We start from the raw sequence: 15,543 nt of genomic DNA on the forward strand, positions 1-15,543 counted from the left end.
TTGGCACTAATGCTGGGATGCCGCCGGCTCGAAGTGATCCGTACGCTGCAAATTTTGCTTGTCTGAAACTAGTAAATGTGGTCCACAAGGCACCATAACGAACAAGGGAGAGGTCCAATGAGCGGCAGGCTCGAGGGCAAAGTGGCGCTCATTTCCGGCGGTGCGAGCGGACTCGGTGAAGCCCAGGCCATGCTCTACGCCCGCGAAGGCGCGCAGGTGCTGATCGGCGACTTGCAGGAAGCGCTCGGCGCGGACGTTGTCGGCAAGATAAAGGATGCGGGCGGTGATGCTGCCTTCACCCGGCTCGACGTGACCGACCTTGCCAGCTGGCAGGCGGCGGTAGCGCACACCGTGGCGACTTTCGGCAAGCTGACGACGCTGGTGAACAACGCCGGCATCTTCCACCCCGGCGGGATCGTGGATGAAACACCCGAAGGCTGGGCCAAGATGGTCGCGGTCAACCAGACCGGGGTGTTCTACGGCATGAAGGCCGGTGCTCCCGAGCTGGTCAAGGCCGGTACGGGTTCCGCCATCGTCAACATCTCCTCGCTCTATGGCCTCATCGGCAGCCCGGGCGCGATCAGCTACCATGCCTCCAAGGCCGCCGTGCGTGTCATGGGCAAGGGCGCCGCGCTCGAGTTCGTGAAGCAGGGCGTGCGTGTGAACACGATCTTCCCCGGCCAGATCCGCACTCCGATCCTCGGCGATATCACACCCGAGCAGGACGCCGCGATCAAGGCTTCGATCCCCATGGGCGTGGTCGGCGAACCGATGGACATTGCCCATGCCTCGCTGTTCCTCGCCTCGGACGAGGCGCGCTACATCACGGGCGCGGAGCTGTGGGTCGATGGGGGCTGGTATGCAGGTTGCTGAAAAGGTGAGTAATTAACCCATGGCGTGGGATTTTTCGACCGAACCCGAGTTTGCCGAGAAGCTCGACTGGATGCGCGATTTCGTGAAGCGCGAGATCGAGCCGATGGACCTTGTATTCCGGGGGCCCGGCGATCCGTTCGATCCGCGTTCCAAGGCGCGCCGGATCATGAAGCCGCTGCAGCAGGTGGTGAAAGACAAGGGCCTGTGGGCCTGTCACCTCGGGCCGGAACTCGGCGGGCAGGGCTATGGCCAGCTGCATCTCGGCCTGATGAACGAGATCCTCGGCCGCAGCCGCTTTGCGCCCACGGTGTTCGGCACGCAGGCGCCCGATACTGGCAATGCCGAAATCCTCGCCCGTTTCGGCACCGAGGACCAGAAGGCGCGCTATCTGCAGCCGCTGCTCAATGGCGATATCGTCTCGTGCTTCTCGATGACCGAGCCGCAGGCCGGTGCCGATCCGGGCGAATTCCTCTGCCGCGCCCGCGCTGACGGCGACGACTGGGTGATCGAGGGCGAGAAGTGGTTTGCCAGCCACGCCGACATGTCCGAGTTTCTCATCGTGATGTGCATCACCGATCCCGATGTGGCGGTGCATGCAGGTTCGACCACGATCATCGTGCCTCGCGATGCGCCCGGGCTTGAGATTGTGCGCAACACTGCCGTTGGTCCAAAGGACGAGATCGGCAGCGGCGTCCACGGCTACTTGCGCTTCAACCAGTGCCGCGTGCCGCTGAAAAACACGCTGGGCACGGTTGGCGGCGGCTTCAATGTCGCGCAGTCGCGCCTCGGCGGCGGGCGCATCCACCATGCCATGCGCACGGTCGGCATGCTCAACAAGGCGCTCGACATGATGTGTGAGCGGGCGGTTTCGCGCGTGACCAAGGGCGAGCGGCTGGCCGACAAGCAGATGGTGCAGGAGCGCATCGCTGACAGCTACACCCAGATCACCCAGTTCCGCCTCCACGTGCTCTATGCCGCGTGGCTGCTCGATCAGGACAAGGGCTACACCCACCGCGTCCGGCGCGAGATTTCCGCGATCAAGGCAGCGATGCCCGGCGTGCTGCGCGATGTCGTCTACCGCGCGCTGCACCTGCACGGCTCGCTCGGCATGTCGAATGAAACGCCGCTGATGGACATGTGGCAGTACGTGCCGGAAATGGGGATCGTCGACGGGCCGACCGAGGTTCACAAGGTCTCGGTCGCGCGGGATATCCTGCGCCGCGTCGATCCGGCGCCGGGCCAGTGGCCGACCTATTTCGTCCCCGACACCCGCGCGGCTGCGCTGGCGAAGTTTGCGTCGTATTTCGAAGAGGATGCCATTTGATGGCCACGACGCTCGAACAGCGGCTCGATTGGCTCGAGACCCGCCTCGCACTGCAGGATCTGACGTCCGACTATTGCCTGGGCTTCGACAAGCGCGACATGGGGCGGTTCCTCGCGATCTGGTGGCCTGATGCGGTGTGGGAAATCGGCCCGCCGTTCGGTGATTTCGTGGGGCATGAGGGTGTCGTCCATGCGGTGGAGGACATTCTCTGGCCTGCTTGGGGCGCCTCGACCCACTACACCACCAATCTGCGCATCACCCCCGTGAGCGTCGATGTGGTCCAGGGAATCTGCGACGTCTATTGCATCGGCAACAGCAGCGAGGGCCAGGCGCAGACCGTGGCGGCGACGTATCATGATCGCTTCGAGCGGCGCGGCGGCGTGTGGAAGATCGCGCGCCGCAAGGTGACCATGCAGCATTTCAGCCCGCTGACGGGCATTACGCTGGCCGCACCGCAATAGCGGGCGGCAAATCCGGGAGAGAGATGATGGCGCGGTTCGATTGCGGGGATGGCCGCTCGGTCTATTATGAACACCATCGCGCGGCGGGTGTACCGGTCGTGCTGATCCACGGTTGGGCAATGTCTGGCCGGATCTGGGCCGGCACAGTCGAGACGCTCAAGGCAGCAGGTCATGCCGTGATCGTGGTTGATCACCGGGGCTGCGGCCAGTCCGACCGGGATTTCGACGATGTCTCGATTGCCGCCATCGCGGGCGATGTGGCCGGGATTGTGCGGGCCTGCACTGATAAGCCGGTCGTGCTCAATGGCTGGTCATTGGGCGGTGCGGTTGCGGTCGAAGCGGCGGGCCTGCTGGGCACGGCCTGCGCGGGCGTGGTGCTGACATGCGGGGCGGCACCGCGGTTCATCAAATCGGACGATTTCCCTTATGGGGGCGAGCCGGGTTCGCTCGAGGCGACCAAGGAAGCGCTCGGCGGCGACCGCGCGGCGTTCTTCCGTGGGCTTGCCGGCGGGGTCTGCGCCAAACCTGTCAGCGATGCCATGGTCGACTGGATGTGGGCTGCCTTCATCGACAGCGGACCGGGCGTAATCGAATCGCTGATCGATCTGGGCCGAGTGGACCAGCGCGAAGCGCTCAAGGCGCTGCCGGTGCCGCTGCTCTCGATCGTAGGCAGTGCGGACGCGATCCTCGATCCCGGCGTGGGCAAGGCGGCGGCGGCAATGGCGCTGCACGGCACGCTCGCGGTGATCGAGGGCTGCGGACACGCGCCCTTCATCGAGGATGCCGGGGCCTACAACGCCGCGCTCGGCGATTTTCTGGCCAAGCTCTGACCCGAAGCGAGATGACCACAATGACGTCACTGGATCCGTTCTTCACGCCGTTTGACTGCAAGTCACTGCATCTGGCCAACCGCTTCGTGATGGCGCCGATGTCGCGCTATTTCGCGCCGGGCGGCATTCTCAGCCAGGAATCGGCGGACTACTACCGCCGCCGTATCGAGGGCGGCGTCGCTGCCGTGATCACGGAGGGCGTAGCGGTTGACCGGCCCGGCGCCGTCGCGGCCGATACGGTGCCCGCCTTCCACGGCGAGGAAGGCCTTGCTGCCTGGGCGCGCGCCACCGCCGACGTTCACCGCGCGGGCGGGGCGCTCATCCCGCAGCTCTGGCACGTTGGCGGGTGTGAGGACTTCAATTACCCGGATTCGCCGCATCCGCCGCTGGAAAGTCCCTCGGGCCTTGTCGGGCCGGACATTCCGGGCGGACGGGTGATGAGCACCAGCGACATCGACGAAGTGATTGCCTCGTTCGCGCGCGGCGCGGTCGAAGCGCAGCGGATCGGCTGCGATGCGGTCGAGCTGCACGGCGCACATGGCTACCTGTTTGACCAGTTCTTCTGGACGGCGACCAACAAGCGTGATGACCGCTACGGCGGAGACGACATTGCCCAGCGCGGGCGGTTTGCTGCCGATTGCGTAGCGGCGGTGCGCAAGGCGGTGGGGCCAGACTTCACCATCATCTTCCGCATCTCGCAGTGGAAGACCTACCAGTACGATGCGAAGATCGCCACCAATCCCGCCGAGCTGGAGCGCTGGGTCGCGCCGCTTTCGGACGCCGGGGTCGATATCTTCCACTGCTCGGAGCGCCGCTTCTGGGAAGCCGCCTTCCCCGAGGAGGACGACCGCAACTTTGCCGGCTGGACCAAGCACATCACCGCCAAGCCGACGATCACGGTGGGCTCGGTCGGGCTCGACCGCGATCTCATGGAAGATTTCGTCGCGGGCGAATCCGTGCCGACGCTGAAGTCGATGGACGAACTGGTGCGGCGCTTCGAGCGCGGCGACTTCGATCTCGTCGCCGTGGGCCGGGCGCTGCTCGCCGATCCTAACTGGCTGCAGAAAGTGCGCGCCGGTGCGGTGGACGAGCTGCTGCCTTATTCGAGGGCCTGCATGGATACACTCTACTGATTCCGCAGGAATGGCCTGCAACACACTGATCATAAACCTATCGCAGCCGCAATCGACGGCTGCAAGGAGAGGATGACCGATGACCACCACCACCATCGCCCCTGAGGCTGGGGCGGCTTCCGCAACCACCGGCGCCAGCGGACCTGACTTCGATGCCATCGGCATCGGCGCTGGCTTTGCCGGCATCGCGCTCATCCACTACTTGCGCGAGGCGGGCCTCTCGGTCCGAGTCTTCGACCGCGCTTCGGACGTCGGCGGGACCTGGGCGTGGAACCGCTATCCGGGTGCGGCGACCGACAGCGAAAGCTACTACTACTGCCTGACTTTCTCGAAGGAGATCCTGCAGGAGTGGAAGTGGACCAAGCGCTATCCGGGCCGCGCCGAGACGCAGGCCTACATGCGCTATGTCGTCGACACGTGCGACATGATGCCGCATATCCAGCTCAATACGGAAATCACCGAAGCGCGCTATCTGGCCGACAAGGGCTGGTGGCAGGTCACGACCGGCACCGGAGAATCGTTTACCTGCAGGTACTTCGTCAGCGGAATGGGGATGATTTCTCAGCCCGAAATTCCCGCGCTCAAGGGGTTGGACACGTTCAAGGGCCCGATCTTCCACTCCTCACGCTGGCCTGAAGGGCTCGACTATGCCGGCAAGCGCGTCGGCGTGATCGGCGCGGGCGCAACTTCGGTGCAGATGGTGCCTGAACTCGCCAAGACCGCCGCCGAGGTCACCGTGTTCCAGCGCACGCCCAACTACATCCTCCCCGCCATGCAGCGCCCGATGACGCCGGAGTGGGAAAAGGAGATCAAGGACAACTACGACGCCATCATCGCCAAGTGCCGCAACCACGTGTTCGGCATGGCTTTCGACAGCCCGGTAGGCCGCAATGTGCTCGATGCCTCGCCCGAGGAGCGCCAGCGCATATTCGAGGAGAACTGGACCGGCAGCTTCCGCTGGGTGTTCGAGACGTTCGACGATCTGCTCGCCAGTCCCGAAGCTAACAAGCTCGCCGGCGATTTCATCACGTCCAAGATGAAAGCGCGGGTCAACGATCCCGAACTCGCCGAGCTGCTTTGCCCGACTTATGACGACTACCCGCTCTTCGCCAAGCGCCCGCCGCTCGATCACGGCTATCTCGAAGCGTTCAACCGCGACAACGTGCATCTGGTCGACATCAAGAAGCGCGAGCCACTGGTCGAAGTGACCGAGACCGGCGTGCGCACCACGGCGAAGGACTACGAGTTCGACATCATCGTCCTCGCCACCGGCTTCAAGGCCTATACCGGCGCGCTGGAAGCGTTCCCCATCATCGGCGCGACCGGCCAGACGTTGAACGAGAAATGGGGCACGGTTTCGGGCAGCATCATGGGCGTCTGCGTGGCCGACTTCCCCAACATGTTCATCGTGACCGGGCCGCAAGCGCCGTTTGCCAATCTGCCGACATCGATCGAGCAGAACGTCATCTGGATCACCGCCTGCATCCAGAAGATGGAGCATGAGGGTTGGAAGACGTTCTGGCCCAAGGCAGAGGCGGAAGCGGCGTGGACCAAGCAGACCGCCGACATTCACGCGCAGACGCTGATGGCGCAGGGCGACAAGGTCAATTCGTGGATGATGGGCGCCAACCGCGCCGACAAGGGCGCGCGCGTGCTGATCTATTTCGGCGGCGCGAACTTCTACTATGATGCGCTCGATCAGTCGGCCGCAGCGGGCTTCCCGGAGCTCGAATTCCGCTGAGCCCGGCGTGCCTTACGGCGCCGCGCTGCTGCCTTCGCCGTGGTCATCGGCATCGATCCAGACCACGTGTGAATCGATCTCGAGCTTGAGGATCGCGCGCAGCGCCGCGAGGCGCGCGGCGATTTCCTCGCGCCGGGCGTCATTGGCCTGGCGCTGGGCGAGGAGCACATCGGCCAGATCGATGGCGCCGAGCTTGCCGCCGGCGATGGTGCGCTCGGCCACGGCATTCGCAGCCTCGGCTGACTGCGCCAGCGCCTGCCAACCGGCGAGCCGCGTTTCGGCGAGCGCGCGGTCCGCCGCTGCCATGGCCGCAACGGAGCGTTGCACCCCGGCAAGATCCTGCGCTGCGGCGCGGGCATTGGCCGCGGCTTCGTCGGCCTGAAAACGGCGATAACCGCCCCCCAGTGGCATCGTCGCGACCACGCCGAGCCCGCGTTCTGTGCCGCCGCGCTCGCTGAAGGCGCGCACGCCGAAGGAAGGATCGGCATGGCGTTCGGCGCGCGCGCGGTCGGCAGCGAAGCCGTCGCGGTCGGCCATGGCCTGTGCCGCTCCGACTTCATGGCTGCGCTCGATCACCAGCTTTGCGAGCGCAGCGAAACCCATTGGCGGCTCTGCAGGCGTGGTCGGTGCCGGGGGATCGGGGGGCAGCGGAATGCTCGGGAAGGTGGCGGCAAGTCGGGCGCGGGCCTCGGCTGCGCGGGCCAGTGCGTCGGCCCGCTGGCCGCGCGCGCGTGACAAGGCAGCGCGGGCCTGATCGACATCGAGCGCTGCCGCATCGCGCAGCGCCGCACGCCGTTCCACCGCGCCCAGAGCGCGTGCGAGATAGGCGATATTGGCGGTGTCGCTCGCGGCAAGTGCGCCGGCCTCAACCCAATCGAACCATTGCTGCGACAGCGCCAATGCGGCCTGATGTCGGGCGTCGGCCATCTGGTTCTGGGCAAAGGCGACACCCGCCGCACCGGTCTTGCGGTCAAGCTGTGCCTTACCGGGGAGGCGGAAGGGCCGCGTCACGGTCGCGTCGAACTCGGCGAAGCTGCCCTCGCGGTCGACCGCGCGGCGCAGCGCCGTGGCCGAGATCGAGACTTCCTGCGATCCCCGCGCCAGTGCCCCGGCCTGCGCGCGGGCAGCGTCGATGCGGGCGGCGGCGGAGAGCACGCCGGGGTAGCTGTCGAGCGCTTCGCTGACGAGGGGCGCGGGCGGCAGGTCCGCGCGCTGGTCGAGCGGCGGTGCGTCCTGCGCGAAGGCAAGGCCCGGCAGGAGAACGGCGGCGATCAGGCTGCGGCGGATCATGCGATGCGCCCTCTTGCAAGCACCGGGCTGGTATACCAGCGCACGGCGCCGCTCCGCCGGACGCGGCCCATTGCGGCGAGCGCCTCGGCAAGCTCAGCTTCAGGCAGCACGAGTTCGACAGCCCGCCGGTCTAGCCGCGCGGTAACGCGTTCGGCGGTGGTTGCGTCCGAAAAGTCCAGGCCGAGCACCGCCTCGGCGCGGACGTGAACCGGCGTCTGGAGAGTGCCGCGCAGGGCTTCGCCAAGTGCCTCGGCGTCTGCGGCGGCGCAGTGGAGCGTAAGCAGTACGTCAGCCATCGGCGCGTTCCTCGGGGCTTTCACCAAAGCGTTCGAACAGGATCGGCAGCAGCACGAGGGTCAGCAAGGTGGAACTGACCAGCCCGCCGATGACCACGATGGCGAGCGGCTGCTGGATTTCGGAGCCGGGGCCGGTGGCGAAGAGCAGCGGCACGAGGCCGAAGGCGGTGATGCTCGCAGTCATCAGCACGGGGCGCAGGCGGCGCTCGGCGCCGAGGCGCACTGCTTCGGCCATGGGCATGCCCTCGGCGCGCAGCTGGCGGAAGTAGGAAACAAGGACGAGCCCGTTGAGCACCGCGATGCCGAGCAGCGCGATGAAGCCAACCGAGGCGGGCACTGAAAGATACTGGCCCGCTGCCCACAGCGCGATGATGCCGCCGACCATCGCGAAGGGGATGTTGACGAGGATCAGCAGCGCCGCGCGCAGTGAACGCAGCGTGGCAAGGAGCACGAAGAAGATCAGCACCAGCGCCGCGGGCACCACCAGCGAGAGCCGGGCGGCGGCCCGCTGCTGGTTCTCGAACTGGCCGCCCCACACCACGCGGTATCCGGCTGGCATCGGCACCCTCGCTTGCACTGCAGCCTTGGCCTCCTCGACATAGCCGACGAGATCGCGGCCCGAGACGAAGGCCTGCACGAGCGCATAGCGCGAGCCGTTTTCGTGATCGATCTTGACCGGGCCGGCAACCGGGCGGACATGCGCGACATCGCTCAAGCGAACTGTCTGGCCTTCGGCGCCGCGCAGCATCACATCACCGAAGGCGGCGGGATCGCTGCGCACGGCATCGCCGCCGCGCAGCACTATGGGGACACGGCGATTGCCCTCTGCCACCACACCTGCGCGCACGCCTTCCAGCTGCCCGCGCAAGGTGTCCTCGATCATGTCGACCGAGATGCCCGCGCGCCCGGCGGTGAGGCGGTCGATATCGATCTGGAGATAATCGACCCGGTCGTTGGCCACAGTCATCACCTCGGTAGCGCCGCGCGTCGCCTTGAGGATCGCCTCGACCTGACCGGCGAGCTTGCCCAGTGTCGCGCCGTCCGGGCCGAAGATCTTGACCGCAAGATCCCCGCGCGAGCCGGTGAGCATTTCGGAGACGCGCATTTCGATGGGCTGGGTAAAGCTCGCGGCAATGCCGGGCAGCAGCGTCATTGCATGGCGCATGTCCGCGATGATCGCATCCTTGCTACCGCGCCATTCGCTCTGCGGCTTCAGCGTGACGAACGTGTCAGTCTCGTTGAGGCCCATCGGATCGAGCCCCAGTTCATCCGCGCCGACGCGTGAGATCACGCGGTCGACTTCGGGCACGCGGGCCTTGAGCAGGCGCTGCGCGGCGCTGTCTCCGGCAACCGAGTGGGCCAGGCCGATGGAGGGGCTCTTGACCAGCTGGACGATCACGCTGCCCTCGTCCATCTGCGGCATGAAGGTCTTGCCGACCGCGCCATAGGCGGCGACGGCGGCGACAAGGCCAAGGGCGGCAATGCCATAGACCATCTTTTGCCGCGCGAAGGCAGCTGCCAGCAGTGCACGGTAGCGCGGCGACAGCCAGCGCATGAGGCGCGGCTCGCCATGCGCGCCGGATTTCAGGCCCAGTGACGCGAGCACCGGCACCAGTGTCAGCGCCAGCAGAAGCGCGGCGACGAGTGCGAAGATGATCGTCAGCGCGACGGGAGCGAAGAGCTTGCCTTCGAGGCCCTCGAGCGAGACCAGCGGGAGAAACACCAGCGCGATGATAAGGAGCCCGGCCGAAACCGGCACGATCACGTCGCTGGTCGCGCGGAACACATGGTGGAGGCGCGGCGACTGCTGATCGCCATGCGCCTGGGAAAGCCGCTCGACCACGTTTTCGACCACGACAACTGCGCCGTCCACCAGCATGCCGATGGCGATGGCAAGGCCGCCAAGGCTCATCAGATTGGCGGTGAGGCCCCAGCTGCGCATCAGGATGAAGCAGATCAGCGCGGCCATCGGCAATGTGGTCGCGACAATCGCGGCGGCGCGCCAATCGCCGAGGAACACCACCAGCAGCACCACGACGAGGATGGTCGCCTCGAGCAGCGCTTCCTCCACGGTGCCAACCGCCCGGTCGATGAGGTCCGAGCGATCGTAGAAGGTCGTAATCTTCATGCCTGGCGGCAGGCTGTGCTGAAGCTCGGCAATGCGCGCCTTGACGCCGGTCACGACCTTGCGCGCATCGGCGCCGCGCAGCGCAATGACGAGGCCTTCGACCGTTTCGCCCCGGCCATCGGCGCTGACCGCGCCGTAGCGGGTGAGACTGCCCTCGCTGACGGCCGCGACATCGCCGAGCCTCAGCACGCGTCCGCCAGGAGCGTGGAGCACCAGCGCGCGCAGATCATCGAGCGTGCGTATGGCGCCTACCGCGCGCACGATCAGCGCGTTCTCGCCATTGGCAAGGCGCCCGGCGCCATCATTGCGGTTACCGCTTTCGACTGCCGCCTTCACGTCGGCAAGGCTGAGCCCCGCAGCGCCGAGCGCGAGAGGATCGGGCCGCACTTCGAACGTGCGCACATAGCCGCCCAGCGCATTGACGTCGGCAACACCGGGGACGGTGCGCAGCGCCGGGCGGATCGTCCAGTCGAGCACAGTGCGCCGCGCCTCGAGGCTTTGCGGGCCATCGATGGTGAACATGTAGAGTTCGGACAGAGGGGTCGAAATCGGGGCAAGACCGCCGCTCACTCCGCCGGGCAGTTCGCCCATCACCCCGGCAAGCCGCTCGCTCACCTGCTGGCGCGCCCAGTAGATGTCGGTCCCGTCGATAAAGTCGATGGTGATGTCTGCGATGGCGTACTTGGCCGTGGCGCGCAGCACGGCCTGCTTGGGGAGGCCCAGCATTTCCTGCTCGATCGGCGCGAGAATGCGGGTCTCGACTTCGTCCGGGGTCATGCCGGGCGCCTTGAGGATGATCTTTACCTGCGTCGGCGCAATGTCCGGATAGGCATCGATCGGCAAGTTGGCGAAGGTCCAGCCGCCGATCCCTGCCACCACAAGCGCGGCGGCCAGCACAAGCAGGCGGTAGGACAGCGCCTTGGCGAGAAGTTCGCGGAGCATTGCCGATGCGCGCTCAGTTGGCGCCGGCGAGGGCGGCGAGTTCGCTCACCCCGCTTGCCGCAACGCGCTCGCCGGGGGCAAGGCCGCTGGTAATGACCGCGCTATCGCCGGACTGGCCCGCGACCGTCACGCGCCGCGCCCGGACCCCGCCGCGCACGGCAACGAAAACAACCTTGCTGCCGCTTACGTCACCCAATGCTGCCGCAGGTATGCGCACCGCACCGGCGGGAGCCGGGCCTTCGATCTCGATTGCTGTCGCGCTGCCCGCCGTCGCGCTTCCGGCGGGGATTGCGGCGGTAACCGTGGCGGAGCGAGTGGCCGGATCGAGCGACTGGCCGACCGCCGTGACAGTGCCGGAAACCGTGCCGATGCGCACCGCCATGCCGGGCTTAACGGCGGCAATCAGCCGCTCGGGCAGCTGCGCCGTGACTTGCAGCGGACCGCCGCCATCGATCACGAAAGGCGCCATGGCCGGGTCCACCGCCTTGCCGGTCTCCGCGCTCATCGCGCTGATCCGGCCGCTGATCGGAGCGCTCAGCGTATAGCCCGAACCGCCTGCGCGGCCGCCGGGTACGAGGCTGATGAGCCGGGCCTGTTCGCCGACATCGATGTCGCTCTGCCGGGCGAGCGAGGCAGCTTCGTCGGCGCGGGCAGGGGCGATGATGCCCTCGCGCGCCAGTTGGCCGAGCCGGGCTGCCTGTGCGCGGGCGACGCCCTGCCGCGCGTGGGCGCGGGCGAGTTCGGCGGTGAGGCTCACCATGTCGCGGCTGGCGACGGTGGCAAGCGCTTGGCCTGCGGCCACGTCCTGGCCGTTGACGACGAAGATGCGCGTGATCACGCCGGGAAACTGCGCGGCAACCGCAACCCGGGCGTTGGGCTGCGGCATGATCTGCGCGGGGAGGCTGGCCACTGGCATCGTCTGCGCAGACGCAGCGACTGCAAGAGTAAGGCCGAGCGCGTGCATCTGTTCGGCGGACAGCGCAATCATGCCGTCCTTTGCGGCGGCGGGCGCGGCATTGGCTGCAGGTGCAGGTGTGCCAGCGCCGTGCGAGGTCATCCACCACCAGCCCCCGCCAGCCAGCAGCACGGCAGCTGCGCCGCCAAGGATCAAGGAATTCTGCTTCATGGTGCCCGCCCTAAAACGTGATGCTGACGTCAGCCTGACAATGCAGCCGGTGGGAATTGCAGCCGCAATTCGCGCGCCGGAGCGCTGGATTCCAGGCTGCCGCCGTGCGCGCGCATGATCCGCTCGACAATCTCAAGGCCAAGCCCTGCGCCGTCGCGGCTGGCATGGTCGGCGCGGCGGTGGCGCTGTTTCAGCAGTGATAGTTGTTCGGCTGAAAGGCCCGGGCCTTCATCGCGAACCGCCAGAAGCCCGCCAGCGCTGGTGCGCACCGTGACGCAGCCGCCCTCGGGGCTCGCCCGCAGCGCGTTCTCGATCAGGTTGCGCAGCGCTGCACCAATCGCCTCGCGCCGTCCGGTTACCATGACTGGCGCATCCGCCTCGAGCGCAAGGCGCAGCCCCCGATCGAGCGCAATAGGCGCAAGCTGCGCGATCACATCTCCCGCCACATCGCTGAGATCGACCGGCGCGGGCGCGATCTGCGCGGCGTGATCGGCATCGATCTGGGCGAGCAGCATGAGCTGGTCGATCAGCCGCCGCATCCGCGCGACGTCGCCGCGCATGCGGCCTGCGTCGGGGTGATCGAGCCGGTCGAGCTCCAGCGAGAGCAGCGTGAGCGGCGTGCGCAGTTCGTGCGCGATATCGGCGGCAAATGCCTCGTGCAGCGCCGCGGCGCCGTCGACCCGGCCGAGCACGCGGTTGATTGCATCGGCAAACGGGCGCGCTTCGATGGGAAAACCGGTGGTATCAACCCTCACGCCGCGCGTCTCCCCGGCGCGTGCGTCGATCTGGGCAGCAGCGTCGATCAGCGGGCGCACCCCGCTCTTGATCGCCCAGCGCCCCGCCAGCGCCATCGGCAGGATGAGGACGGCCATCGGCAGCAGCACATGCTCGCTGAGTTCATGGATCGCGCGGGTGAAGGCCTCGTGATTGGAGAGGTTGCTGAACGAGATGCGGTACTCGATGCCGATCACGATCAGCAGTAGCAGCGCGCCGAGGCCGCCGACCCAGGCAAGGCTTGCCGTCAGCCGGCGCACGATAGAGGGCGGCCGCGTCATGCGCCGCGCGCCCGTGCCATATAGCCCACGCCGCGGATCGTGTGGAGTTCGAGCACGGCGCCCGCGTCATCCAGCTTGCGGCGCAGGCGCGAGACATTCGCTTCGACCGCGTTGGGCGTGACGGCCTCATCGAAGGTGTAGAGGCTGCTCTCGATTACGCCGCGCCGGACCACCTGACCCGCCCGCCGCACAAGGAGTTCGATCAGCGCCGCCTCGCGCCGGGTGAGTTCGAGCGTGATTCCGCCGACCGTGACCTGCTGACTGGCAGGATCGAACAGGACATTACCAAGGCTGAGAACGGCGTCCTGTCGCCCACCGGGCCGCCGTAGCAGCGCGCGCAGGCGGGCCGCGAGTTCGCTCATCGCGAAGGGCTTGGGGAGATAATCGTCTGCTCCGGCATCGAGGCCGACGATGCGATCCTCGAGCGCATCGCGCGCGGTGAGCACAAGGATGGGCGGGCGCGGTCCGCGCTGGGTGCGCATCCAATCGACCCCGTCGCCATCGGGCAGGCCGAGATCGAGCACGATCCCGTCAAACGGCGTGCCGGCCAGCGCATCCTCCGCAGCGGCAAGGCTGTGGACTGCGTCGCAGACATGGCCCTGCGCAGCGAGGCCATCGGCAATCAGCCCGGCCAGCCGCTCGTTATCCTCGATGACCAGAACCCGCGCCATTGATCCCCTGCATTCATCAACGGTCGGGCAATAGCAAGCTGGCCTGACGGGACGCTGACGGGCAGGCGCGTTCCGCCTGCGCGGGTCAGGTTTCGGTCGGCAATGTCGTCCAGCCGAGCGCCGGAATGGTGATCGAGCGGCGGCCGGAAAGGTCGGTGCGCGCCACGATGATGTCGCGCTCTTCCATGTAGCCCAGCACCCGCCGCGCGCGGCCGAGCGAGCTGGTGCCGTAGACGAGCGCCAGTTCCTGATCGCTTGGGCAGGGGCGGTTCTCGCTCGCGGCGCGCGCGATGAGGAGGAACGCGCCGAGCATGTCGTCCGGCACGCGGCGCCCGGCTTCGAGCGCAGGCGCCCATTCGTCCTCCAGCCCCTCGAAGATACCGGCGCGGGCGGCGGCAAACCGGCGCGTGAAGCCGGCAAGGTCAAGCGGTGCTTGGCGCAGGCCGAGCATCCGGCAGCGGACCTGAAAGTCCTGAAACAGCACCGCCGTTGTCTTGCCGGTCGCTTCCTCGTCCCCCACGATTGCGCGCAAGGCGGCAACCATGATCGGTTCGGGATCGACCGGCTCGGGCATATCCTCGCCCAGCGGCGCCACCGGCATGCGCGCCAGTTCCTCGAGCACGAGCGTGGCGGGCTGGGGGCGCGGTGTCGGCGCGGGCGGGGGGAGGGGAGCCTCGTCAAGGCCGCCCAGCAGAAATTCGCGCATGTCGAGCGAAGGCGCGTCGGGCAGCGGCACCAGCACCGGGCTGCTGCTGCGCGCCGAGGTTTCAACCGGGCCGATCCGCAGCATGACCGGCCGCCGCGCAATGGCGGGGCCGAGGCCCAGGAACGTGCCGCGCGCCAGATCGCGGATCGATTCGGCCTGCCGCCGCTCCATGCCGAGGAGATCGGCGGCGCGCGCCATATCGATATCGAGGAAGGTGCGCCCCATCAGGAAGTTGCTCGCCTCCGCCGCCACGTTCTTCGAAAGCTTGGCGAGGCGCTGGGTCGCGATAATGCCCGCAAGGCCGCGCTTGCGCCCGCGCGACATGAGGTTGGTCATCGCGCCAAGCGAGGCGCGGCGGACTTCCTCGCTCACTTCGGCGCCGGCAGCGGGGGCGAAGATCTGCGCTTCGTCGACCACCACCAGCGCGGGAAACCAGTGCTCGCGCGGGGCATCGAACAGGCCCGAGAGGAATGCGGCAGCGCAGCGCATCTGCCCTTCCATCTCCAGCCCTTCGAGGCTCAGGACAACCGACGTACGATGCTCCCGGCAGCGGCGGGCAAAATGCGTGATCTCGCCGATGGAATAGTCGATCGCCTCAACCGAAACGTGGCCATAAGGGCCCGAGAGTGTGACGAAATCACCCTCCGGATCGATGATCACCTGCTGGACCTGACCAGCGCTCTTCTCCAGCAACCGGCGCAGCAGATGCGATTTGCCCGAGCCGGAATTGCCCTGGACGAGCAGGCGCGTTGCGAGCAGCTCCTCCAAGTCGACCAGTGCCGGACCGCCGCCACCATCGAATCCCATGTCCACTTTCAAAGTCATCCCGCGCCGCATGGCCCGTTTGCGCTCGCCTGAGCAAGACCCCGACGGGGGCTTATGCGGTGAAAACGGCGGTAAATGCCCGGGACCCCATCTGTCCGCATTGTCAAACAGCCGCAGCCCCTGCAATTGGGGGCCAACACCG

Annotated in this window: 13 protein-coding genes; 6 read left to right on the forward strand and 7 right to left on the reverse strand. The window is 67.2% G+C overall.

Going from position 1 to position 15,543, the window contains the following annotated elements; all coding sequences use genetic code 11:
- The first annotated feature begins 117 nt into the window (after positions 1–117).
- The 6 genes from ACO056_RS10665 (at position 118) to ACO056_RS10690 (ending at position 6,362) form a co-directional block, all read left to right on the forward strand.
- Complete coding sequence (locus ACO056_RS10665) at positions 118–873, forward strand: SDR family NAD(P)-dependent oxidoreductase (protein WP_421846500.1); 756 nt, start codon at positions 118–120, stop codon at positions 871–873.
- Positions 874–892: 19 nt separating this feature from the next.
- Positions 893–2,197 (forward strand): acyl-CoA dehydrogenase family protein, encoded by a 1,305-nt coding sequence (locus ACO056_RS10670; RefSeq protein WP_421846502.1) that lies wholly within the window; start codon positions 893–895, stop codon positions 2,195–2,197.
- Positions 2,197–2,658: a nuclear transport factor 2 family protein gene (locus ACO056_RS10675; protein WP_421846504.1), complete on the forward strand. Its 462-nt coding sequence runs from the start codon at positions 2,197–2,199 to the stop codon at positions 2,656–2,658. The genes ACO056_RS10670 and ACO056_RS10675 overlap by 1 nt, the downstream gene beginning before the upstream one ends.
- A gap of 26 nt (positions 2,659–2,684) precedes the next feature.
- Positions 2,685–3,488, forward strand: coding sequence for an alpha/beta fold hydrolase (locus tag ACO056_RS10680; RefSeq protein ID WP_421846506.1), 804 nt, complete (start codon positions 2,685–2,687; stop codon positions 3,486–3,488).
- 20 nt (positions 3,489–3,508) lie between these two features.
- The gene (locus ACO056_RS10685; protein ID WP_421846508.1) at positions 3,509–4,621 is read left to right on the forward strand and encodes an NADH:flavin oxidoreductase; all 1,113 of its coding nucleotides are present in this window, start codon (positions 3,509–3,511) and stop codon (positions 4,619–4,621) included.
- Between the two features lie 79 nt (positions 4,622–4,700).
- Complete coding sequence (locus ACO056_RS10690) at positions 4,701–6,362, forward strand: flavin-containing monooxygenase (protein ID WP_421846510.1); 1,662 nt, start codon at positions 4,701–4,703, stop codon at positions 6,360–6,362.
- Between the two features lie 12 nt (positions 6,363–6,374).
- Here the strand turns inward: ACO056_RS10690 and ACO056_RS10695 are convergent, their stop codons facing one another.
- The 7 genes from ACO056_RS10695 to ACO056_RS10725 all read right to left on the reverse strand — a co-directional run bounded on the left by ACO056_RS10695 (position 6,375) and on the right by ACO056_RS10725 (position 15,413).
- Positions 6,375–7,652, reverse strand: a complete 1,278-nt coding sequence (locus ACO056_RS10695) for a TolC family protein (RefSeq protein ID WP_421846512.1) — start codon at positions 7,650–7,652, stop codon at positions 6,375–6,377.
- A complete protein-coding gene (locus ACO056_RS10700) occupies positions 7,649–7,948 on the reverse strand; it encodes a DUF3240 family protein (protein ID WP_421846514.1) in 300 nt (99 codons plus the stop codon). The genes ACO056_RS10695 and ACO056_RS10700 overlap by 4 nt, the downstream gene beginning before the upstream one ends.
- Positions 7,941–11,018 carry an efflux RND transporter permease subunit gene (locus ACO056_RS10705; RefSeq protein ID WP_421846517.1) on the reverse strand — a complete coding sequence of 1,026 codons (3,078 nt, stop codon included), beginning with the start codon at positions 11,016–11,018 and terminating at the stop codon, positions 7,941–7,943. Before ACO056_RS10705 ends, ACO056_RS10700 begins: the two co-directional genes overlap by 8 nt.
- A 13-nt stretch (positions 11,019–11,031) precedes the next feature.
- Positions 11,032–12,144: an efflux RND transporter periplasmic adaptor subunit gene (locus tag ACO056_RS10710; protein WP_421846519.1), complete on the reverse strand. Its 1,113-nt coding sequence runs from the start codon at positions 12,142–12,144 to the stop codon at positions 11,032–11,034.
- Positions 12,145–12,173: 29 nt separating this feature from the next.
- Entirely contained in the window at positions 12,174–13,199 is a 1,026-nt protein-coding gene (locus tag ACO056_RS10715; RefSeq protein ID WP_421846521.1) for a sensor histidine kinase, read from the reverse strand.
- Positions 13,196–13,870, reverse strand: coding sequence for a response regulator (locus ACO056_RS10720; RefSeq protein WP_421846523.1), 675 nt, complete (start codon positions 13,868–13,870; stop codon positions 13,196–13,198). Before ACO056_RS10720 ends, ACO056_RS10715 begins: the two co-directional genes overlap by 4 nt.
- A gap of 85 nt (positions 13,871–13,955) precedes the next feature.
- Positions 13,956–15,413: a helicase HerA domain-containing protein gene (locus ACO056_RS10725; RefSeq protein WP_421846525.1), complete on the reverse strand. Its 1,458-nt coding sequence runs from the start codon at positions 15,411–15,413 to the stop codon at positions 13,956–13,958.
- Positions 15,414–15,543: the final 130 nt, after the last annotated feature.

This window comes from Novosphingobium sp., from assembly GCF_965228995.1.
Taxonomy (GTDB): Bacteria; Pseudomonadota; Alphaproteobacteria; order Sphingomonadales; family Sphingomonadaceae; genus Novosphingobium.

What these genes read in the sequence shown, in the direction of transcription:
- ACO056_RS10695 (WP_421846512.1), bottom strand. Translation starts at nt 7,652, where the DNA reads ATGATCCGCCGCAGCCTGATCGCCGCCGTTCTCCTGCCGGGCCTTGCC.
- ACO056_RS10690 (WP_421846510.1), top strand. Translation starts at nt 4,701, where the DNA reads ATGACCACCACCACCATCGCCCCTGAGGCTGGGGCGGCTTCCGCAACC.
- ACO056_RS10715 (WP_421846521.1), bottom strand. Translation starts at nt 13,199, where the DNA reads ATGACGCGGCCGCCCTCTATCGTGCGCCGGCTGACGGCAAGCCTTGCC.
- ACO056_RS10720 (WP_421846523.1), bottom strand. Translation starts at nt 13,870, where the DNA reads ATGGCGCGGGTTCTGGTCATCGAGGATAACGAGCGGCTGGCCGGGCTG.
- ACO056_RS10700 (WP_421846514.1), bottom strand. Translation starts at nt 7,948, where the DNA reads ATGGCTGACGTACTGCTTACGCTCCACTGCGCCGCCGCAGACGCCGAG.
- ACO056_RS10685 (WP_421846508.1), top strand. Translation starts at nt 3,509, where the DNA reads ATGACGTCACTGGATCCGTTCTTCACGCCGTTTGACTGCAAGTCACTG.
- ACO056_RS10710 (WP_421846519.1), bottom strand. Translation starts at nt 12,144, where the DNA reads ATGAAGCAGAATTCCTTGATCCTTGGCGGCGCAGCTGCCGTGCTGCTG.
- ACO056_RS10705 (WP_421846517.1), bottom strand. Translation starts at nt 11,018, where the DNA reads ATGCTCCGCGAACTTCTCGCCAAGGCGCTGTCCTACCGCCTGCTTGTG.
- ACO056_RS10675 (WP_421846504.1), top strand. Translation starts at nt 2,197, where the DNA reads ATGGCCACGACGCTCGAACAGCGGCTCGATTGGCTCGAGACCCGCCTC.
- ACO056_RS10725 (WP_421846525.1), bottom strand. Translation starts at nt 15,413, where the DNA reads ATGCGGCGCGGGATGACTTTGAAAGTGGACATGGGATTCGATGGTGGC.
- ACO056_RS10680 (WP_421846506.1), top strand. Translation starts at nt 2,685, where the DNA reads ATGGCGCGGTTCGATTGCGGGGATGGCCGCTCGGTCTATTATGAACAC.
- ACO056_RS10670 (WP_421846502.1), top strand. Translation starts at nt 893, where the DNA reads ATGGCGTGGGATTTTTCGACCGAACCCGAGTTTGCCGAGAAGCTCGAC.
- ACO056_RS10665 (WP_421846500.1), top strand. Translation starts at nt 118, where the DNA reads ATGAGCGGCAGGCTCGAGGGCAAAGTGGCGCTCATTTCCGGCGGTGCG.